Source organism: Desulfomicrobium norvegicum (assembly GCF_900114595.1).
Taxonomy (GTDB): domain Bacteria; phylum Desulfobacterota; class Desulfovibrionia; order Desulfovibrionales; family Desulfomicrobiaceae; genus Desulfomicrobium; species Desulfomicrobium macestii.
The window spans coordinates 51,856-72,796 of the sequence record NZ_FOTO01000004.1 but is presented as its reverse complement, the minus strand read 5'-3'; the positions used below and the strand labels follow the sequence as shown (position 1 = coordinate 72,796).

General features: G+C 59.1%; 18 protein-coding genes. 10 read left to right on the top strand and 8 right to left on the bottom strand.

Translation table 11 applies throughout. From position 1 onward, the window contains the following. Positions 1 to 4: 4 nt before the first annotated feature. Positions 5 to 187, bottom strand: coding sequence for a hypothetical protein (locus tag BMZ24_RS07905; protein ID WP_092191019.1), 183 nt, complete (start codon positions 185 to 187; stop codon positions 5 to 7). A gap of 68 nt (positions 188 to 255) precedes the next feature. Continuing rightward, positions 256 to 2,586, bottom strand: a complete 2,331-nt coding sequence (locus BMZ24_RS07900; protein ID WP_092191017.1) for a DNA internalization-related competence protein ComEC/Rec2 — start codon at positions 2,584 to 2,586, stop codon at positions 256 to 258. A gap of 230 nt (positions 2,587 to 2,816) precedes the next feature. Here BMZ24_RS07900 and BMZ24_RS07895 point away from each other — a divergent pair, with 230 nt between their 5' ends. Continuing rightward, on the top strand, positions 2,817 to 3,236 hold the full coding sequence (locus BMZ24_RS07895; protein WP_092191015.1) for a response regulator: 420 nt from the start codon (positions 2,817 to 2,819) through the stop codon (positions 3,234 to 3,236). A 28-nt stretch (positions 3,237 to 3,264) separates the two neighbouring features. Then, positions 3,265 to 6,423 (top strand): hypothetical protein, encoded by a 3,159-nt coding sequence (locus BMZ24_RS07890; RefSeq protein WP_092191013.1) that lies wholly within the window; start codon positions 3,265 to 3,267, stop codon positions 6,421 to 6,423. 196 nt (positions 6,424 to 6,619) lie between these two features. Here the strand turns inward: BMZ24_RS07890 and BMZ24_RS07885 are convergent, their stop codons facing one another. The 6 genes from BMZ24_RS07885 to BMZ24_RS07860 all read right to left on the bottom strand — a co-directional run bounded on the left by BMZ24_RS07885 (position 6,620) and on the right by BMZ24_RS07860 (position 12,751). Beyond that, positions 6,620 to 7,072, bottom strand: coding sequence for a metal-dependent hydrolase (locus BMZ24_RS07885; RefSeq protein ID WP_092191011.1), 453 nt, complete (start codon positions 7,070 to 7,072; stop codon positions 6,620 to 6,622). Positions 7,073 to 7,133: 61 nt separating this feature from the next. Continuing rightward, positions 7,134 to 8,315, bottom strand: a complete 1,182-nt coding sequence (locus BMZ24_RS07880) for a SufB/SufD family protein (protein ID WP_092191433.1) — start codon at positions 8,313 to 8,315, stop codon at positions 7,134 to 7,136. Then, a complete protein-coding gene (locus tag BMZ24_RS07875; RefSeq protein ID WP_092191009.1) occupies positions 8,303 to 9,070 on the bottom strand; it encodes an ABC transporter ATP-binding protein in 768 nt (255 codons plus the stop codon). Before BMZ24_RS07875 ends, BMZ24_RS07880 begins: the two co-directional genes overlap by 13 nt. 87 nt (positions 9,071 to 9,157) lie before the next feature. Continuing rightward, positions 9,158 to 9,871, bottom strand: coding sequence for a rhomboid family intramembrane serine protease (locus BMZ24_RS07870; RefSeq protein WP_092191007.1), 714 nt, complete (start codon positions 9,869 to 9,871; stop codon positions 9,158 to 9,160). A 3-nt stretch (positions 9,872 to 9,874) separates the two neighbouring features. Further along, the gene (coaE, locus tag BMZ24_RS07865; RefSeq protein ID WP_092191005.1) at positions 9,875 to 11,455 is read right to left on the bottom strand and encodes a dephospho-CoA kinase; all 1,581 of its coding nucleotides are present in this window, start codon (positions 11,453 to 11,455) and stop codon (positions 9,875 to 9,877) included. A gap of 171 nt (positions 11,456 to 11,626) precedes the next feature. Then, positions 11,627 to 12,751, bottom strand: a complete 1,125-nt coding sequence (locus tag BMZ24_RS07860) for an OmpA family protein (protein ID WP_092191003.1) — start codon at positions 12,749 to 12,751, stop codon at positions 11,627 to 11,629. A 202-nt stretch (positions 12,752 to 12,953) separates the two neighbouring features. Between BMZ24_RS07860 and dinB the strand changes: the two genes are divergently transcribed. From dinB to BMZ24_RS07820, 8 genes are all read left to right on the top strand, one after another. Further along, complete coding sequence (dinB, locus tag BMZ24_RS07855) at positions 12,954 to 14,192, top strand: DNA polymerase IV (protein ID WP_092191001.1); 1,239 nt, start codon at positions 12,954 to 12,956, stop codon at positions 14,190 to 14,192. A gap of 68 nt (positions 14,193 to 14,260) precedes the next feature. Next, positions 14,261 to 15,019, top strand: coding sequence for a dimethylarginine dimethylaminohydrolase family protein (locus tag BMZ24_RS07850; RefSeq protein WP_092190999.1), 759 nt, complete (start codon positions 14,261 to 14,263; stop codon positions 15,017 to 15,019). Between the two features lie 63 nt (positions 15,020 to 15,082). After that, complete coding sequence (locus tag BMZ24_RS19890; protein ID WP_092190997.1) at positions 15,083 to 15,247, top strand: hypothetical protein; 165 nt, start codon at positions 15,083 to 15,085, stop codon at positions 15,245 to 15,247. Positions 15,248 to 15,282: 35 nt separating this feature from the next. Beyond that, positions 15,283 to 16,104 carry a transporter substrate-binding domain-containing protein gene (locus BMZ24_RS07840; RefSeq protein WP_092190995.1) on the top strand — a complete coding sequence of 274 codons (822 nt, stop codon included), beginning with the start codon at positions 15,283 to 15,285 and terminating at the stop codon, positions 16,102 to 16,104. Positions 16,105 to 16,179: 75 nt separating this feature from the next. Further along, a complete protein-coding gene (locus tag BMZ24_RS07835; protein ID WP_092190993.1) occupies positions 16,180 to 17,184 on the top strand; it encodes an amino acid ABC transporter permease in 1,005 nt (334 codons plus the stop codon). 9 nt (positions 17,185 to 17,193) lie between these two features. Next, positions 17,194 to 17,940: an amino acid ABC transporter ATP-binding protein gene (locus BMZ24_RS07830; protein WP_092190991.1), complete on the top strand. Its 747-nt coding sequence runs from the start codon at positions 17,194 to 17,196 to the stop codon at positions 17,938 to 17,940. Positions 17,941 to 17,971: 31 nt separating this feature from the next. Continuing rightward, positions 17,972 to 18,457, top strand: a complete 486-nt coding sequence (locus BMZ24_RS07825) for a hypothetical protein (RefSeq protein ID WP_092190989.1) — start codon at positions 17,972 to 17,974, stop codon at positions 18,455 to 18,457. Between the two features lie 501 nt (positions 18,458 to 18,958). Further along, positions 18,959 to 20,851: an RNA-binding domain-containing protein gene (locus BMZ24_RS07820; protein WP_092190987.1), complete on the top strand. Its 1,893-nt coding sequence runs from the start codon at positions 18,959 to 18,961 to the stop codon at positions 20,849 to 20,851. Positions 20,852 to 20,941: the final 90 nt, after the last annotated feature.

Here is a 20,941-nt window from a genome sequence, read left to right as displayed (position 1 = left end):
CGAATCACCGGGACACGGCCTCCTCGCGGTAGAATCTCGCCAGAGCCAGCTCTTCCGGCGGGGTCAGGTCGAACCGCATGGCCGCCTGGGCCATGAGCTTCTTCAAATCCGGGTCTTCGCGGCGATGCTCCTCGATCCAGGCGATGGCGTTGCGCAGGTTCTTGTCACCGGGCATGATGGTTGTCATCTGGTTCTCCTTCTGGGTTGTCCGTACCGCCACGCCCATACAGGAAAGACCCGCGAGGCACAATCGGATCAATCCCTGCAAAGCGCCCCGAAGCGCGCGCTTTCGACCCGCACCGCCTTCTCCCCGCGCCAGCAAAATCTGAGCGCGCCATGTTCGGCGGTGGTCAGGACCTCAAGCCCCGCCCGCTTGCAGGCCAGCACCACGGAAGGATGAGGAAAACCGAACCGGTTGCCCGGCCCGCAGGCCGCCACGGCCCATGCCGCTCCGGCCTTGCCCAGGAAGCGGGGGTGCAGGCTCGATTTGGAGCCATGATGAGGAAGCACCAGCACTTCGGCCGTCAACGCACTTCCCTGCCTCATGAGCCGCTCCAAAGCGCTTTTTTCCAGATCGGCGGGCAAGAGGGCCAGGCCGCGCCCATTCCGCACCAGGCGCAGCGCCAGCGACGTGTCGTTGTCGGAAATGCCCGTCTCGGCGGGTGCAGGATAAAGCACCTCCAGATGAAGACCGGGCTCGATGACCACCTTGTCTCCGGCGCGCAACCGGTGCGCCGGCCAGGAGTTTTGCGCCAGCCTCTCCACCAGCCGCCGCGAATCATTCGACTGGTCCACAAGTCCGGACCACCCGAACCAGGCCACCTCAAAAGCATCCAGAATGTAAAAAAGACCCCGCAGATGATCGGCGTGAACGTGGGACAACAGCACCCTGTCAACTCGGGGAGGATGCTGCCAGCTCAAGGCCGGGCCAACCACGGCCCGCCCCGGATCATAATCGGCGCTCCAGCCTCCCCCGCCATCCACGAGCACCGTCCGGCCGGTACTGCCACGCACCATGATCGCCTGACTCATCCCCGTGTCCAGGACCGTCAATTCAACCTCGTCGCGCCACTGCCTGCCCTCCTGCCACAATGGCGGAACGGCCAACAAAGTCAGCCCCAGCCCCAGAAATGCAAGCGCCCTTGCCCTGGGCCGGGCGGGACTCAGGAGCACGCTTCCCGCCACCAGCACGACCCCGTACCCGACCACCTGCACCCCTGAAGGCCGCAGCACGGGCGTTACGGCAAGAAAACCCGCCCCATCGAGCAGCACCAGAAAGCGATCCAGAACGTCCACACCCCAGGCGGCAGCGAAGAAACATCCTTTGGCCAGGAGCGGGCAGCACGGCGACGCCGCAAGCCCCAGAAAGGCCAGGGGCAGCACCGCCAGGCTGAGCACCGGCAGCCACAAAAGATTGAGCCACAGGTGCGCGGTGACCTCGGAAAAATACAGGACCTGCGCCGGCAGGATGAACAGGTTGGCGCAGCATGTCACCGCCAGAAGCGTCAGCAGCCCATGAATGGGCCGCCAGAGGGCGCCGCGATCTCGCAAGGGAGCGATCAGGGCCGCAGCGATTGGCATGAACAGAACGAGGCCTCCGACGGCCAGCACGGAAAGCTGCAGGCTCAGATCGTGGGCCGAGGCGGGATCAGCCATGATCAGCACGGCCATGGCCGCAAAAAGAGCATCCTGCGGATGCGACCGTGAGCCAATAAATAGATGCAGGGACACGGCGGTAAGCATGACAAAGGCGCGCAGAAGCGACGGAGAAAAATCGCCGAGCCACAGATAGGCGGCGACAAGAGGAAAAGCCGAAAGGACGGCCAGTTTCCGGCGCGGCAGGATCAGAAGCAGCCAGGGACAGACCCGGCTCAAGACCGAGGCCGCGCCCAGGCCAAAGCTCGCGACCAGCGCCAGATGCAGCCCCGACAGAGCCAGGCTGTGGGACAGCCCGGCCCTGCGGATGCGGTCCATGAAGTCTGCCTCAAGCAAAAACCTGTCCCCGAAAAGCAGAGCCCGGACCGCCGCCCCGCCCTGGGTATCAGGCATCAGCGGACTGGCCAGATTCAACAGCCAGGCCCGAGGGCTGATCCGTCCTTCTTCCCAGGTTACGTGGGCGGCTCCTCGTGAGTACGCGCGGTGCCGAACGCCCTTTCGCTTCCAGTATGCCTCACTCGATGAAAGACCAAAATTGGCCCTTGAGCGCAGTTCGCGGATGCGCAGATCGGCCGTGAATTTCAGGCCAGCCTGCGGAATGAAGGGCGGATCCGTCCAGCTCCAGAGCAGCCTGCCTGGCAGGGTCGCGTTTGTGTCCAGCTCCACCACATCGCGGACCAGAACACTGATCCTGCGCCCCGGATGCGTGCGCACCGCATCCACTACTCCCTGTATTCGAAACTGACCATTCAAGAGCGCCATCTGATCATCCTCCACCCCTGGCATCCCCGCGAGCAGCCCGAGCCCGAAACACGACACCATGAGCGCAAAGGTCCGGCCGCGACGGGCAAATGCCAGCGCGGTCAACATGCAGGCGATCACGACGGGGAGGGCGTGGGCCCAGACCAGAATACCGCCGAGATAGCCCATTACGCCAAGTTGCCAGGGAAGTGGGGGGATGGGGCCTTGAATGCGCGTACGCTGTTCCTCCTAAACGGACAAACTAGCAAAACGCATCTCGGGTGTCGTACGTAAAAGTCCGTATTGTCGGCGACAAAGGACCAACAAGGGCGTTGCCTCCCGGCCGCATCTCGGGCTATGCATGCCTATAGGCAATTACGTGATGTCGGAGCCTGTTCGAAAGACTTCAAGGAGCCCAAATGGAAGAATTTTCTGTATTGCTTGTGGATGACGAGGAAGACTTCCTGCGCACTATCATCAAAAGGCTGGCCAAGCGGGGCCTGAAGGCCCAGGGCGCGTCGCGGGGAGAGCAGGCGCTGGCCATGCTGGCCGAGGAACCCCGGGACGTGGTTGTCCTGGACGTGAAGATGCCGGGCATGGACGGACTGGAGGTCCTGAGAAGAATCAAGGCCAACTGGCCCAGTACCGAAGTGATCATGCTTACCGGCCATGCCAGCATCGACGCGGCCATGGAAGGGATGAATCGTGGCGCCTTCGACTACCTGATGAAGCCAGCCGATTTGGAAGACCTGCTCTACAAGCTTGAGGACGCGTACCGCAAGAAGTGCGTCAACGACAGCCGCAAGGCCTCCTCCCCCACGAACAACGAACCGGCTTAGGCCAGGCTCGTCTACAACAGGACCAGACGTGGCGCATTCCCGGCTCTTCTTCGATTCCAACGACTATACGCTGCTGCGCATCGTCAACGATGTTTTGGACCGCACGGCGCAAAACACCAATATCCGTTCCCTGCTCGATTCGTGCATGCATCCGCACGGCATCAAAGAAATGGCCGCGCCACGGGTACTGCGCATCGCCTATGCCATCGCGAGCCTCCTCGGCTCCCTGGAAGTGGGCATGTCCTCCGACCGCCTCAACGCATTGCGCGCGCTCAAGGACGAGGTGCTTCTCGCGGGCAACGCCTACCTGCAGAAAAACACGTCGCGGGTGCTCCTGCAGATCATGAAGGAGCTCATACGCCACCGGGAAGACGAGGAAACCCAGCTGCGCCTCGCCCACGACTTCCGCATGGCTTCCTCCGGCAAGCCCCGCGTGGTCCGGGCCGAACTCGACAAATACCACCTTCTGGAAATGCCCGAGGAGTGGAATCAGCTCGCCTTCGACCACCATGTCCACGACGCCAACACCAAGGGCCGCAAATCCCCGACCCATCTTGTCATGGACGCATGGATCAAGGGCGTGCGCTTTTTGACCGTTGTCTATTACAACTATGTGGACGCCGAGGTGGCCGAGGAACTTCTGGAAGCGGGCTGCATACTGGGCATGCACATTCGCATCGGCATCGATGTGTCCTCGCGTTTTCGGGGCAAGTACGTACGCGTGATCTGGGAACCCCAGAGCTACACCGACCCCAAGTCCTTCCGCGCCTTTCTAGAGGAACAGCCGGTCAAGGCCTTCATGAAGGAAGGGCGGATGGTTTCCGCCTACCAGCAGAAATACGTATTCGAGGCGTTGCAGGCATACAACCGCATCCACCGCGGAGAATTGGCCCAGGAGTACGGACTGGAACTCGACCTGCTCGACGAAAAGGCCTTCGCCACCTTCGTGGGCACGGGCCAGCCGTCCCTCCTGCACCTGGCCAAATACATCCAGAGCGGCATGCAGCCAAAGCTCAAGCAGATCGCGCAGGTCATGGCCCAGGAGTACGAAACCGCCACGCCAAAAAGGCGCAAGGAATTGATTGAACGCCTCGACGCCCTGAACTCCATCGACTCGGAACTGCTCATCAACCGCTACCTGCAACCATGCCGCAACCCGGAACTGCACGACCCGACCATTCCCCAGGACACTCCCGAGGTTCCACCCCTGCTGCGCCTCAAGGTCGGGGAACTGTTGCCGAGACTGGCCAAATTTCACTCATCGTCACATTTCACGCTGAACCTGAGCAATCTCTCCACGGCCGATGCCCTGGAAATCCTGTATGATTGCCAGGGACATATCAGCAACATCGAACTCTACAATCTCAAAGACGCATCCAGGGGCAAATGGTCGATGCCCGTGTCCTCGCAACTGGTCTGTCCCGGCGATGCCGTGGACGCCATCAGTCCGGAGCGAACCTGCGCCCAGATCGCTGAGCTGCAAAAAGCCCTGAACGAGGACAACGTCATCGCCTTGAAGCGGGCCATCCGTGCCGTGATATGGTCCTTCGAGGAAGACCGCCTGGCCCTGGAAAACACAGTGGCCCATTCGCGAAACAAGAATGCCCTTTCACACGCGACCGAGCTTGAACGCGAACTACTGCTCATGGAGGCGCGCAAAAACAAGCTTCTCGACATTCTTTTCAACATCGAAGCATTCCATAAGTACTACAAGAAGCGGCCCCTCGGCTCGCGCATCGGAAGCGGCTCCACGGGCCAGTCCAGGCACCAATACGGGATGGGCGTGGTGGTGCTTGAAACTCTGCCCAAGCGAGCCCAGAAAATCGCGCTGAACCAGTCTCAAAGGCAGCGCAAGCAGCTTCCGGTCACCGCCAGGATGACGGTCCATTTCCGCACCCGCTGTCACGCAAAAAATGAAGATACTTTCCTTTTGAGGCTGGCGCGAAAGATCCCAGGAATGGAACTGGCCGGATGCTGCCGGGAGCAGGAATGGTTTCTCGACAGCATCGACATCCATCCCAAACGCCGTGGCAATATCGTCACCTTGGGCGGCGTGCAGCTTGAGCACGACAACGGGCTACGCATCACCAAAAAAAGTGGTGCGGCCGGCGATAACCATCTTTCCTTGAAGTACCTGAACACGGGGCTGAAAAACGTCCTCAAGATACTGGTCGGATTCATTCCGGCCTTCCTGACCTTTGCCCTGACCAAGGACTGGTGGGTCCTGGCCTATTTCGGAGGACTGATCTGGTTCGCCATCACCGGAGTGCGCAACATCCTGCAGGCAGTGCTCGGCGGGGGCGGCTTGACGCGCTCACCTCTTTTGCAGTGGAATTCCCTGATCAGCTGGAGCCGCGTTGCCGACGATCTGCTGTACACAGGCTTCTCCGTTCCCCTGCTGGACCTCCTGGTCAAAACCATCATACTGGATCGTGGCCTGGGCATCACCACGGCCACGGACCCGGTCCTGCTTTTTGCGTCCATGGCCCTGGCCAACGGCATCTACATCTCCAGCCACAACACCTTTCGCGGCCTGCCGCGTGCCGTGGTCCTGGCCAACTTCTTCCGCAGCATCCTGTCCATCCCCCTGGCCGTTCTCTTCAACAGCGGCATAGCCGGCAGCATGCACCTGGCCGGAATGACCGGGGTGGAGCAGGCTCTGCAGAAATGGGCCGCCATCATCTCCAAATTCGCCTCGGACTGCGTGGCGGCGGTTATCGAAGGGCTGGGCGACCGTCACAACAATGTAAGGGTGCGCCTGGCCGACTACCGTGCCAAACTCATCGCCATGTTTGACGCCTTTGCCCGCCTGGATGTCCTTTTCCCGGAAGAAGACGTGCTGGACATGCTCCAGTCGCCCAAAATGTTCATGGAAACGATTTCCTACGAAGCCCGCGACCTGGAAAAGGTGCTCATCGTCAACGCCCTGGACCTGATGTATTTCTGGCTCTACCAACCCCGCGCCTCCAAGGCCCTGGAATTCATATCCCAGGACATGAGCAAGGAGGAATGGCTCATCTTTCTGCGCTCCCAGTACGTTCTCAAACGCTACCGAGAGATCAGCCAGATGTTCGTGGACGGTCTGGTGGGCAAGAACTTTTCCCGGGCCCTGGCCTTCTACCTGGACAGGTCGGATGAATACCTGCGGGAGGTGGAAAAGATGGGGAGCAGCCGCAGGCTGCGCTGAAGAGAATCAGAAATCTGGATCTGAGCGGACATGGAGAGCTGAAGCACCCTGGATTCCCGCCTTCGCGGGAATGACGTCGAGGCGGATTCTGCGACTCAATCCCGCGAACGTTTTTCCTGCACAGGTTGCAAAGGCTTGCGCCCGCCCGGATGGTTGAATTGTTCAAGGGCACCCGAGGGCGCAGGCTCCCGCCTCTTCAACTCCACTTCCTGTCTATCATCAGATGCGAGAAATACCCCAGCACGGCCGCCCCGTAAAAAGGCGCCATGGCCTTGGGCGTTGCGCCGTACAGCCAGACCGGAAGCAGCACCAGGGGCAGGGGTACGGCGAGCATGGCCCACCAGGTGTGGGTCCAGCCGCGATGCGGGCCGATGGCCGGGAACATGGCCGCAAACCCCAGCACCGCCGCCCACTTGTAATAGCCCTGCACGATGAGGGCGAAATCGAGCACGGCCAGGGTCAGATAAAAGATGTGCTGGCCCTTGGAGTCCGTATCCACATCCGGAAAGAGGCTCCCCAGCAGCACCAGCGCGCCGAGCACGGCCAACTGCGGCATTTCCGGGACATACGTCCCGGTCCAGAACAATCCCCCCAGCACCGCGCCTCCCGTCAGCACCCCGCCGACCAGATGTCCCTTGTATCCGGGCATGGCATCCTCCAGAAATGCAAAAGCCCGGTCAAGCCGGGCCATTGCGAATGAATAAAGACGATTACATGGCGTCGCTGGCGTCCAGTTCGGCGATGGTCCGGTCGATGGACTCGCGCAGTTCCTGGGGCAGCCCCATTATCTCCACGTTCAGAAAGCCGCGCACGATGGTCGAGGTGGCTTCGTCCTCGTCCAGGCCGCGCGCCATGAGATACTCGATCTCCTCCTGGGCGATCTTGCCCACGGCCGCCTCATGAGACAGCTCCACACCGGTCACGCAGCCCTGCAACTCGGGGATGGCGTGGATCAGTCCGCCGCCGAGGATCAGGCCCTTGCACTCCAGATGTCCGCGCGCCGGAACCGCATTGCCGATGATCTCGCCGCGCGCGACGATGGTCCCGCCGGTAGTGATGGTGCGCGAAATGATCTCGCCGCGCGTGTTCGGGGCGTTGAGCACGATGCGGTTGCCCGTGTCCACATGGGAACCGGTGGGCGTGACGATGACGGAATTGAAGCGGGCCACGGCTCCGTCGCCGTTCAGATATATCGTCGGATAGGACTGCACGGACTTGACCTTTTTCAAGAGGACGTAGTTGTTCTGAAGAACCCCGTTCTCCTCCACTATGCCCACCGTGCGCGGCCGGACCATGACGTCCTCGCCCCAGTTGTGAACCATGGTGAAGGTCAGCTTGCCGCCCTTCTTGATGTAGAATTCGGAGATGCCCAGATGCAGAGCCGAAGTCACGTCGTGGGAAGTGGCGCAACCGGTGATGATGTGAACCTCGGAGTCCTCCTCCACGACCACGATGTTGTGCACGTTCTGGCCCACGTTCTGGCCTTTTATGAACAGGCAGGTCTGGACCGGCTCGGCGACCTTGACCCCTTTCTCGGTACGGATGAAATAGCCGCCGTGCAGCTCTTCCTTGGCCGCCGTGCGGGTGAAATCGTCCTTTTCCGGATCCATGGCCTTCCAGAAATATTCGGGCAGGCCGTCGTATTTCTTGAGTGCCTGACGAATGCCCAGCACCTCCACACCCTTGCCCGAGCTCTTGCAATGCACGGTGGAGTGGTCAAATTGCACAAACGTGCCCGAGCGCTCGCCGGTGGCGTCGACGTCCACCCCGACCATGCGCAGCTCATGCTTGCTCTCTTCGGACAGGGAGGAAAAATCGGGCAGCTCGGGGCTCTGGCGACCGGTGAAGGAATAGGAGTTCAGATCGACCAGGGTTGGGCTTAGTTCAGACATCTGATGCACTCCTTGTAGCCGTACTTGCTGATGTGATCCAGAATGTCGCGGGGTCTGGTCGGCCGCGTGTCGCAGCACAACACACCGTTGTACATGACCTGGCCACGGTCGGCGTTGACGTAGTCGAGGATATAGCCGGTGTGGGTGATGATGAGGCCCGAGGTCTTGTTGCGGCGACGCAGGTCGCGCATGCACGTTTCGGGCGACGGAGCCGCCGCGCCGTCGAGCAGGGCGCGGGCCGTGTTGCCGATCAGGACCATGTTCTCCAGATCTACGCCCGATTCCGGCTCATCGAAGAGGATGAGGTCCGGATTCTGGGCCATGAGCTGCAAAAGCTCGGAGCGCTTGATCTCGCCTCCGGAAAAGCCCGAATTGATGTCACGATTCAGAAAGTCCTGAAAATTGACGGTCTTGGCCATGCCGTCCACGTCAATCTCACGGCCACGGGCGCACATGGAGACAAGATGGCGGGTTTTGAGCCCATGAATGGTCGGCGGCCGCTGGAAGGACATGCCGATGCCAAGCCGGGCCCGTTCGTAGGTGGGCATTGCGGTGATATCGACACCCTTGAAGACAATCTTGCCCGCGGTCACGGTGTAGCCGCCAAAACCCATGAGCGTCATGAGCAGGGTGGTTTTTCCGGAACCGTTGGGACCGAAGAGAATGAACGTCTCTCCTTCGTCGATGTTCAGGTTGATCCCTTTCAAGACTTCCCTGTCACCGATACTGACATGCAGGTTTTCAATCTGAAGCATATGGTATCCTTGTGGTATGAAAGGCAGGACGGCGCGACAAAACAAGAATCAGCGCTTAATTGAGGCAGGGCCAAATGTCCAGTCGCCCTACTTCCACTCCTTCCAGGTTTCGGAACGGTAGCAATAATAGCAGCGCGAATCGTCGCGAAAAAAACGCAGCAGGAGCATGCCGACCACGAAGCCGCCGATGTGCGCCCACCAGGCCACTCCCCCGCCGCCGGCCGGAGCAAGCATACCGGAGAAGACCTGGGTCATGAACCAGGCTCCAAGATAAAACACGGCGGGCAGCTCGAAGATGAAGGGAATGATCAGGATGGGCAGGAAAGTGACCACCTTGGCATGCGGATACAAAAAGAAATAGGCGCCCATGACCCCGGCGATGGCCCCGGAAGCCCCAACCACGGGCATGGTGGAAGAGGAGTTGGTGAGCATGTGCACCGCCAGCGCTCCAAGGCCGCACAGCAGGTAGAAAAGGAGAAACTTGAAGGGGCCCATCACGTCCTCCACGTTGTCCCCGAAAATCCAGAGCGTCCACATGTTGGCGATGAGGTGCAGCCAGCCGGAATGCAGGAACATGTGCGTTGCAAGAGGCAACAGCAGCCCTTCGGGATAGCCCTGGAACATGGCCCACTGAGAATCGAAATAACGGGCCGGGACCACGCCGTAAAGATGAAAGAGCCTGAACTCCTGGGCGTTGCTCAGGCCGAGTCCGGCCAGAAAAAAAGCGATGTTCAGGGCCAGCAGGGTCCACATCATGTAGGATCGATGCCGGGAGGGGATGTTGTCGCGCAGAGGAAACATGGGTCAGCTCCCCTCTTCCATGGTGTCCGGATTTTCAAAAATGTCCTGCAACTCCTCCATGCACCGCTCGGCATGGCCGAGCAGCATCCCATGCACGACCCGGATCAGGGCCCGCGCGCGGGACTCAAGTTCCTCCAGGGAGCCGGAGTTGTCGACCACGAACTGCGCCATGCCCACCTTTCTGGCCTGGGGCCACTGCCAGGCATCGACCATGACTATCCGCTCCGGACTCCATCCCCGGCCCTGAAGCCTGGCATGCCGCAGGGAATCCGGGCAGTAGACCACCGCCAGCAGGTCGATCTCGCCGGCAAGCCCGGCTTCGCAAAGCAGGGGGATCTCGGCCAGGGTCACGTCCTCGTCATGCGCGGCCCGAAAGGCATGCAGGGCATGTCGCACCAGGGGATGAACCAGGCGCTCCACCTCACGGCGCAGGCTGTCGGATTCGGCCAGGGCGTCACGCAGCAGGTCCTTGTCCACGCCACCTCCGGGTTGCGTGAAGCGGCTTCCGAAATGATGCTCCAGAATGGCGCAGCCCTCCCCGCCCCTGGCGTAGGCTTCGGCCACCACCCGATCCGCGCAGAAAACCGGCACGCCCATCTCCTCGGCCACCGCGCGGACGGTGGACTTGCCGCTGCCCACTGCTCCGGTCAGACCGATGCAGGCCCGCTCGCGGCAAAGCCCGCGCAGCACCTGCATAAAATCTTCCGGCGGGGAAGCGCAAAACTCCAGGGGCTCAAGTCCCCGGGGATGCTCGAAACGCAGCTGCCAGGCATGCAACATCTGCCGGGGGGCGCGCGCGGCGGTCGTCTTGTCGGCATAGACCGAGTCCCCCAGCAGGGGATGGCCCAGCGCGGCCATATGCACGCGGATCTGGTGAGTGCGGCCCGTCATGATGCGAACCCGGACCAGGGAAGCGCTCCTGTCCGAGGCGCTCCAGAGCAGCTCGTAGCGGGTCTCGGCCGCGCGTCCCCCACGTTCGACCACAGCCATGCGCGTCTTGATGCTCGGATGCCGCCCCAGGGCGAGATTCACGGTACCGGAAGAATCGGGCACTCCGGCGACCAGGGCCAGATATTCCTTGTAGACCTCGCGGGACGCGAAGGCCTGGGTCAGGCTCAGACGCGCCGACTCGGACAGCGCCAGCACGATAAGCCCGGAAGTGTCCTTGTCCAGGCGATGCACGACACCAGGACGCTCCCCGGACTGGGACAGCAAGGCCGGAAAATGGTGGGCCACGCGGTGCACAAGCGTCGGTTCAGCCACCGACGGCGCCGGATGCACGGTCATGGCCGGAGTCTTGTTGATCACGACCAGGTCGTCATCGGCGAATAAAACGTCCAGGGGGCCGTCATCGGGAACGATGCTCGAATCGATGTATTCCGGGGCCAAGGTCAGAGTCTGGCCGGGTGTGAGCCGGGTTGCCGCCTTGGTGCAGACCTGCCCGTTGATGCGCGCCCGTCCGTCCTTGATCCAGGCCTGAACGCGGCTTCTGGCCACGCCCTCCTCTTCAAGGCAAGCCTGCCAGAAAACATCCAGACGCTGCCCGACGTCCGTGACGCCAACCTTTTCCACGTATTCCTGCATGCAACCTTCCCATTTAGACCGTCATCGACCGCGCTCAAATCCGCAAACCAGCCAAAGATGCTCACTCTCATCACAACACGCCTTGCGTAGTCACCTTTCGCGCCGCTGACAAATAGAAAAGGCGGCCCCCCGCAAGGGACCGCCTCTGACGGTTTCAAACGTCCTGAAAGACTACTTCTTCTTGAAGACGCCCTTCAGTTCGGCGAGGATGCGACGGTTTTCGGCGCGGCCTGCGTCGGTGTCATTGCTGGCAATGGGCTTGCTCTCGCCATAGCCTACGGCGGAGAACAGCTTGTCGTCCATGCCGAGTTCATTGACCATATAGTCGCGAACGGCCTTGGCGCGACGCTCGGACAACTTCTGGTTGTATTCATCGGAACCCACGGAATCGGTGTGACCGGCGATTTCAACAACAGTGAAGGACTGCTGCTGTCTCATGTAGGAGGCGAAATCAGCCAGTTCCTGGTAGTACTCGGGCTTGATGTCGGACTTGTCGAAGTCGAAGTTGATCTTGAGGGTCACGATATCGGCAACAGGGCAACCATCGGCGTCAACAGCCAGACCCTTGATGGTGTCGGGGCACTTGTCGATGCAGTTGTTCACGCCGTCGTTGTCGTCGTCAAGGGAGCAAGGGTCAACCGCGGCCGTATCGTAGAACACGTCCTGCACGAACTGCTTCAGAGCGGCGTCATCGGCCAACTGGGCAGCGGAAGCTCCAACGCCGCAAGGCTTCAGAGCGGTGATGGCATCAAGCAGGGCCTGGTTGCCGTTGACAGTGTCGGCAAAGCTGATGGTGTGGAAACACACGCCGTATTTTTCAGCCAAGGCGGCGGCAACCTGCAAGGAGCCTTCGCCGACATTCTCACGTCCGTCCGACACAATGATAACCGCACTGCGGCCCACGGCGCTCTGCAGGGCAGGCTCAAGAGCGGCGAGTCCATGGCCAAGAGGGGTGGGATTGGAACCGATCAGTGTAGGAACCTTGGCCAGGGAAGCACCGTAACCGGCATTGGAATATGCTTCCATACCCTGGAGTTCACCTACCGGAGCGGCAGTATTCAGGCCGCCCATGTAACCAAGCTCGGGAATCATGCCGTTCATGCGCTCAAGCAGGGCCTTGGCCAGAACGATTTTCTTGTCCTTGGTGCCTACATACTTTTCATCCATGGAACCGGAGCGGTCCACCAGGATTATGAAGTTGTCGACCTTGCGCACGTAATTTTCGGCGGCCACCGCCACGGAGGCGGAAAACATGGCCACGAGCAGTGCCAGAAGAACCAATTTTTTAACTTTCATACGTCCTACTCCTCGGGTTGATATTGCTACTCAGATGAAAAAGGGACAATTCTCTAAAAACGTGTCTCATTATCTTTAGCTCTATCACATTTTATTGTCAAAGACAGAAAAATGAAAGAAATATAAAATCGCCTTCGGCAAAGGGCGGCACCGCGACAAATACGACTTGACCCAGGACTGGGCAGCGCCGACAATCAACAATATGCAAGATCCTCTCAATGATGCCCCGGACTTTAAACGGGTCATTTTGCACTTGGACATGGACGCGTTTTTCACCTCCGTGGAACAGGCCGACGATCCGAGGCTGCAGGGACAACCTGTAGTGATCGGACAATCCCTGCGCGGAGTGGCTTCGGCAGCGTCATACGAAGCCAGGAAATACGGCATCAGATCCGCCATGCCCATCGTACAGGCCAAAAAACTCTGCCCTCACGCAGTGTTTCTGCCGGGCCGCATGTCCCGCTACCGTGAAATCTCCGGCAAGATCATGAACATCATGCGCGCGCTGTGTCCCGTGGTCGAGCAGGCCTCCGTCGACGAAGCATATGCGGATATAAGTGGCACGCTGCGAATCTTCGGACCTCCGGAAAACCTCGCCCGACGTCTGAAGGCAGAGATTCTGTCCGACACCAATCTGACCTGCTCCGTGGGCATCGCCCCCAACAAGTTTCTCGCCAAGATCGCTTCGGACTGGGACAAGCCAGGAGGCCTGACCAGCATCCGCCCCGCCGACGTGCCCACGTTCCTGCACGAGCTCCCGCTGGGCAAAATCCCCGGGGTTGGAAAACACTTCCAGGAGGAGCTGCGCCGAATCGGTGTGACCACGGTTCCCCACGTGCTGGCCCGCCCCCGGGCCTACTGGAACGAGACCATGGGCAAACGCGGAGCGTTTCTGCACGACAGGGCGTGCGGCATCGATGATTCGCCGGTGGTTCCCGGGCACGACCCCAAGTCCTGCAGCGCGGAGAACACGCTGGAGCGGGACACGCTGGACCGGACCCTGCTTGAGCGGTGGTTGCTCATCCAGGCGGAACGCATCGGGCGGGAGCTGCGCGGGCTCGGAAAAAAAGGGCTGACCGTGACCCTCAAGATCAAATTCAAGGATTTCTCTTCCATCACGCGCAGCAGGACCCTGACCCGGCCCACGGACATCACCACGGAAATCCTCGAAGCCGCGCGCAAACTCCTGGCGGCCGAAAAACTCCCCCAGCCCGTTCGACTCATCGGCACCGGGGTCTCCAATTTTCGCTTCGTGCAGGCCGAACTGCCGCTCATGCCCGATGCGAACCGCAAGCGCAGTCAAAAGCTGGACCAGGCCATGGACCGCATCCGGGACAAATTCGGAAGCACGAGCATCCTCCGAGCCGAGGCCGCGGTCAGGGAAACGGAGGCCATCGAGGACCTTTTGTCCCAAAAAAACCGTACTTTGAACGGACAATAATACTTGCCAAAGAAGATTTTTCTTGCTTGGGATTTCCGCTTCGAACATCAAGCATATAAGGATATCCCATGTTCTCTCATGCCATCACCCGCATTCCCGGTCCCGATTACTCCAAAGGTCTGACCACCTCCACCCTGCCCGCTCCGGACCTTGAGCTGGCGCTCCGGCAGCACGGCGCATACGTGCGCTGCCTCGAATCCCTGGGGCTGACCGTAGAAGTCCTGCCCGCCGCGCCCGGCTTTCCCGACGCCTGCTTTGTCGAGGACACGGCCGTGGTCACCCGCGAGATCGCGGTCATCTCCCGGCCCGGCGCGCCCTCCCGCCGCGATGAAATCCTGTCCATGATCGGCCCGCTGTCCGCTCACCGCCCCCTGGCCCGCATCGAAGATCCGGGGACCCTCGACGGCGGCGACATCCTGCAGGTTGAAAAGCGCTTTTTCATCGGCGTCTCCGATCGCACCAACGAGGAAGGCGCAAGGCAGCTGGCCGCCATTCTGGCAGGCCACGGCTACGAAAGCAGCATCATCAAGGTCGCAGCCGGCCTGCACCTCAAATCCAGCCTTAATTTCGTTGGCGAAAACACCATGCTGGTCACCCGTGATTTCGCCGGGCATCCGACCATCTCCAATTTCAGGCAGATCATCTGCCCCGAAGGCGAAGAGTACGCGGCCAACACCCTGCTCGTGAACGGCACCCTGATCATGCCCACGGGCTATCCCCGGACCAGGGTCCTGCTCGAATCCCTGAGTCTGCCCATCGTGGAACTGGACACCAGCGAATACCGCAAGATGGACGGCGGCCTGACCTGCCTGTCACTGCGTCTCTAAAGCCCTGTTTCTTGAGTTTTCAGCCATCACGGCGTAGGGGAATCAACGCGAGGGGGATATGTAATGGAACTGTTCAAAAATCGGTACAAGCGTGAATTCGTCGAAGTCGCCTGCCCCAAATGCAAGCAGACCAAAATCATCTGCCTGCCCGAGGAGGAGATACCCACCTGCGAATACTGCAAAGTGAAGATGAACATCAAAGAGGTTCTGACCGAGGGAAAATATTGACCCCTGGCAAGCCTTGTAACCAAAGAGGAGGCTTTATGCGTTTTATGACGAAGATTGTTTTGGCCCTGCTCCTGGTCGCCTTCGCGGCCATGCCGATCATGGCCGCGGACCATGAACTCGCCCAGAAATCCACCCTGAACCAGATTCTCAAGCGCGGCGAGCTGCGTGTCGGTCTCGATGCCGGCTACATGCCCTTCGAGATGACGGACAAGAAAGGCGACATCGTCGGCTTCGATGTCGACATGGCCAAGGAAATGGCCAAGGCCATGGGCGTCAAGCTGACCATCGTCAACACCGACTATGACGGCATCATCCCCGCGCTGATGGCCGACAAGTTCGATATCATCATCAGCGGCATGACCGTGAACCAGGAACGCAACCTGCAGATCAACTTCGCCGATCCGTACATCGTTGTCGGCCAGGCCATCCTGCTGTCCAAGAAGCACGAAGGCAAGATCACCTCCTACAAGGACCTGAACGATCCCAAATACATCGTCGCCTCCCGCATCGGCACCACCGGCGAGCAGGCCGCCAAGCGCATGATCCCCAAGGCCCAGTACAAGAGCTTTGAGAAGGAATCCGACGGCGCCATGGAAGTGGTCAACGGACAGGCCGACGCCTTTGTCTACGACCTGCCCTTCTGCGCGGTCTTCATGGCCCAGCAGGGCGGCGCCAACCTCGTCCTGCTGGACAAGGTCTTCACCTACGAGCCCCTGGGCTTCGGCGTGAAGAAGGGCGACCCCGATTTCCTGAACTGGCTGGACAACTTCCTGACCCAGATCAAGGCCGACGGCCGCTTCGACCGCATCTACGACAAATGGATCAAGGGCACCGAGTGGCTCAAGGAAATCCAGTAATCAAGCAATGTTGAGGGATCCGGCTTTCACGCCGGATTCCTCGTTTTCATGACTTAAGCATCACTAGGACGGATAATGGCCACCTACACCGGACTCGATCGGCCCAAAAGCAAGTTTTATTACCAGTTCTGGAGTTTCGCCTTCGTGATAGGGCTCTGCGGCGCCATGGCCCTGCTCTACTACTCCACGAAAAAAGTGGAGTACACGTGGAGATGGAACCGCGTGCCACAGTATTTCATCTACGACGAAAAGGTGAACATCCGCGCCGAAATGGAAGGCACCATCACCTCGATAACCAAGTCCGGCGAGAACGTGCTTGTTACGGTGCAAGGCGACGACGGAGAGGAAAGCCATACTCTGCCCGGCACCTCGCTGCTGCTGGCCCAGGGCGACTATGTCTATGCGGGCGACAACATCGGATTCTACACCCAGACCAAGCCCGGAATCCTGATCGAGGGGTTGCTGCTGACTCTTGAGGTCAGCGCTCTGGCCATCGTCTTCGGCATCCTGCTCGGCCTCTTCACGGGCCTGGCCCGCATCTCCGACAACCCGGCCCTGCGCTGGGGAGCCATCGCCTACATCGAGCTCATTCGCGGTTCACCGCTTCTGGTGCAGATTTTTCTCTGGTATTTCGTGGTCGGCACGGTCATCAACAGCATGCTGTCCCAATACGGGATCGGCCAGATTCCTCCGCTCTGGTTCGGCGTCATGGCCCTGGCCATCTTCACCGGCGCCTACACCGCAGAAATCGTGCGCGCGGGCATTCAGTCCGTGCACCGAGGCCAGATGGAGGCCGCGCGCTCTCTTGGAATGACCTACCCCCTGGCCATGCGCAAGGTCATCCTGCCCCAGGCCTTTCGCCGCATACTGCCGCCCCTGGCCGGACAGTTCATCAGCCTGGTCAAGGACTCGTCCCTGCTCGGCGTCATCTCCATCCGCGAACTGACCAAGGCCTCCCGCGAGGTGGTGTCCTCGTCCCTGCAGCCCTTTGAAATCTGGATCGTGTGCGCCATCCTGTACCTGGTCCTGACCTTTACCCTGTCCATGTTCGTGCAATATCTCGAACGCAAGGCCATCTAGAGGATATTCATGCACAAGCAGCCCATCATCGACGTACAAAGCATCGACAAGTTCTTCTACACCCCGGAGCGCCTTCAGGCCTTGAACCGCGTCTCCTGCACCGTGGCGCACGGCGAGGTCGTGGTCATCATCGGACCGTCCGGGTCCGGCAAATCAACCTTCCTGCGCTGCCTGAATCGGCTGGAATACGCCGATACCGGCCACATCATCATCGACGGCGTGGACATTCTCGATCCCAAATGCGATATCAACGCGATTCGCGCCGAGGTGGGCATGGTCTTCCAGTCCTTCAACCTCTTCCCGCACAAGACGGTGCTGGAAAACCTGACCATGGCCCAGATGACGGTCCGCGGGCGTTCCAAAAAAGAGGCCGAGGCCAAGGGCATGGCGCTCCTTGAAAAGGTCGGCATCGCCGAAAAATTCGCGGCCCGGCCCGAGCAGCTTTCCGGCGGCCAGCAGCAACGCGTGGCCATCGCGCGCTCCCTGGCCATGGATCCAAAGATCATGCTCTTCGACGAACCCACTTCCGCCCTCGATCCGGAAATGGTCGGCGAGGTTCTCGACGTCATGAAGAACCTGGCCCGCGAAGGCATGACCATGGTCGTGGTCACCCACGAAATGGGTTTCGCGCGTGAGGTGGCGGACCGGGTCCTCTTCATGGACAAAGGCGAAATTCTGGAACAGGGCGCGCCCGAACATTTCTTCACCGCGCCCACCCTGGAACGAACCAAGGAGTTTTTGGGGCAAATTCTCTGATCTGACAACGACAAACCGAGGAAGGAGCGAGATGAGCAAGGCGCTACAGAATCAATTGGCCAAGACCATCAAGGAACAGGGGGACATGGCCCGGGACATGGCCATCGCGGAACTCAAGGATCTGAAAAAAGACCTCTTGGAACTGGAAAAAGCCCTGGGTACCAAGAAGACCCCGGACCAGGGTCTGCTCATGGACATCTCCCACGGCGCCTTCGAGCTCTTCCGCACCGCCTCCATCGTCCTTGAGACGGACAACCTGCAGGAACAGCTCCAGCACGCTGCCGAAGCCGGCAAGGACCTCGAATACCTCGAAAAGAAAGGCGCCATTCTGCTCACCAAGCCCGAAGGCTGGCACTGGTTCACACCCAAGGGCGAAATGCTCTTCCTGGCGGCCCCGAACGAGACCAGGCTGGCCGCCCAGAAGCTGCAGGAACGCATCAGCCGCAAGACCCCGGCAAAACCAGCCCCCAAACCCCAAGCAACCCCCAAAGCCCCACCCATTTCGCTGGAAGATTGACCCCGGCTTAAACGCAAGAATGCCCGCCGGACCGAAAGGTTCGAGCGGGCTTTTTCATTTCTGATCTCCTTGCAAATAATCCCGCGCAACAAAGCCAAGCCCGAGGTTGAAGCCGAATATTTACAGAGAGATCCGCTAAACAGTTTACATGTTTCAGTATAGATATGTGCACGTATAACTGGGCAAGAAATATAAGTCCTCCTACTAGGTCGACTAATGTCTTACAGCTTATTATTCTTGACGATTCTGATTCCGAGGAACTTAACTTCAGCGGGCATAATTTATAGGTTTTTCTGATGTTTCAGCGCATGGAACAAAATAAAAAAATCAAATGATAAAATCTACTATTTCTCCAAGTCTTCTATCTTTGAGAAATTTGGAGTACTTCGCGGCTGCGTTGCATAGCCGGTGATTTGAATTGAACGATCTGATATTTTTGTCCACTTCCGTACATGGCAAAATCGATGTTCACTGATTCCAAGCCATATCTGAGGAGACTTCATGAACGCCACGGAAGCCATCAATCCAATCAATATTCTTGAAAAACTGGACTGGCTCGAAAAGGATGACTTGGAATTCAAGTCCGCGCGCGGGGGTGTGCCAAAAAGCCTCTGGGAAACATACAGCGCAATGGCAAACACTCACGGCGGCGTGATCTTGTTGGGCGTGGAAGACGACGGCCATATCAGTGGCGTCAGCAACCTGAAGAACATCAAAAAATCGTTCTGGGACACCATCAACAATCGCGGAAAAGTGAGCATTAACCTGCTGGCCAGCCGGGATGTCCAGGAGGTTGTCCATCCTTCCGGAACCATTCTCGTCATCAAAGTGCCGCAAGCCAACCGGTATCAGAGGCCTGTTTTCCTAGAAAGAAACCCCCTTACGGGTACCTATCGTCGCAATTGTGAAGGCGATTATCACTGTTCGGAACAGGAAGTCAGCCGCATGTTGTCGGACCGAGCCGAAGATCCAGCCGACAGCAGGATACTGAAACATTTTTCTCTGGCAGACCTTGATCAAACAAGTGTGCAGCAATACCGGCAACGTTTCGCGTCGCATAAACCGACTCATCCTTGGCTTGGCGAAGATGACCGCGGGCTGCTGCTGAAGCTCGGAGGTTGGCGTCGCAATCGTCATGACGGAAGCGAAGGACTCACAGTTGCCGGTTTATTGATGTTCGGCCGGGAGGAGACAATCCGCGAAGTTCTTCCTCAATACCATGTGGATTTTCGGGAAAAGCTTTCAGACGATCCCCAAGTGCGCTGGACTGACCGGCTGACTCTAGACGGTACGTGGGCAGGTAACCTTTTTCAATTCTATTTGCGTGTCATCCAACGCCTGTCAGTCGACCTCAAACTTCAATTTCAACTCGACACGGATCTTTTTCGCAAAGGAGAGACAGTTGTCCATGAGGCCATCCGCGAGGCTCTGGCCAATGCCCTGATTCATGCCGACCACCAAGGCCAGGGAGGCATCATCGTTGAACGGTACCGCGACAGATTCGAGTTTTCCAATCCCGGCACCCTACTGATTTCCATCGATCAATTGCTGCGAGGAAATGTCAGCGAATGCAGGAATAAATCCTTGCAGCTTATGTTCATGATGATCGGTGGCGCGGAAAAGGCGGGTTCAGGTGTCGACAAGATCCGCCGTGGTTGGGAATCCCAGCATTGGCGCTCCCCGAAAGTCAGTGAACAGGTTCAGCCTGATCGTGTTTTGTGGATGCTGCCGATGGTCAGCATGATCCCGGAAGTCTCGTTGGAGCGTCTGAACGCGCTGTTCGGAGCAAGGTTTCTAAAATTCGACAAACTTGAAGTACAAGCTCTTGTAACAGCGGATCTAGAGGGGAGCGTGGACAATGCCCGCATGCGACAGATCACAGATGGACATCCCGCCGATATGACGAGGCTGCTACAATCCCTGGTTGCAAGAGCGGCATTACTTCAGGAAGGACACGGTCGCTGGAGCCGTTATCGCCTTCCAGTTTCAACCGGTCTTTCCGCGAAGAAAAGTCACTCCCTACATAACGACGTTGACTCCCTACATAGCGACGTTAACTCCCTACATAACGACGTTGACTCCCTATATGAAGACGACCGTTCCTTATCCAAGGTCCAGAACTCCCTGCATAACGAAGAACTTCTGACCTTGGCTGCTCCGGCCAGGGAGCGTCAACGCATGTCCCCAAAGGATATGGAAAAAATCGTATTGGATCTCTGCCGGGGAAGATGGCTCTCACGCAATGAAATCGCCACGCTTGTGGCCCGCAATTCCGAAGGTTTGCGCCAGCGTTTTTTGAATCCCATGGTTGAGCATGGACTCTTGCGGCTACGTTACCCGGACAAACCAAACCGGACCGATCAGGCATATACTGCGGCAAATGGGGAAAATTGATGTCCCAGGCCATGCGCGCCTCGTTTAAAGATCAATAGCACGAGCCACTGATCCTACCCACAAAATCTTTCTTTTTTTGACATGGCTCAA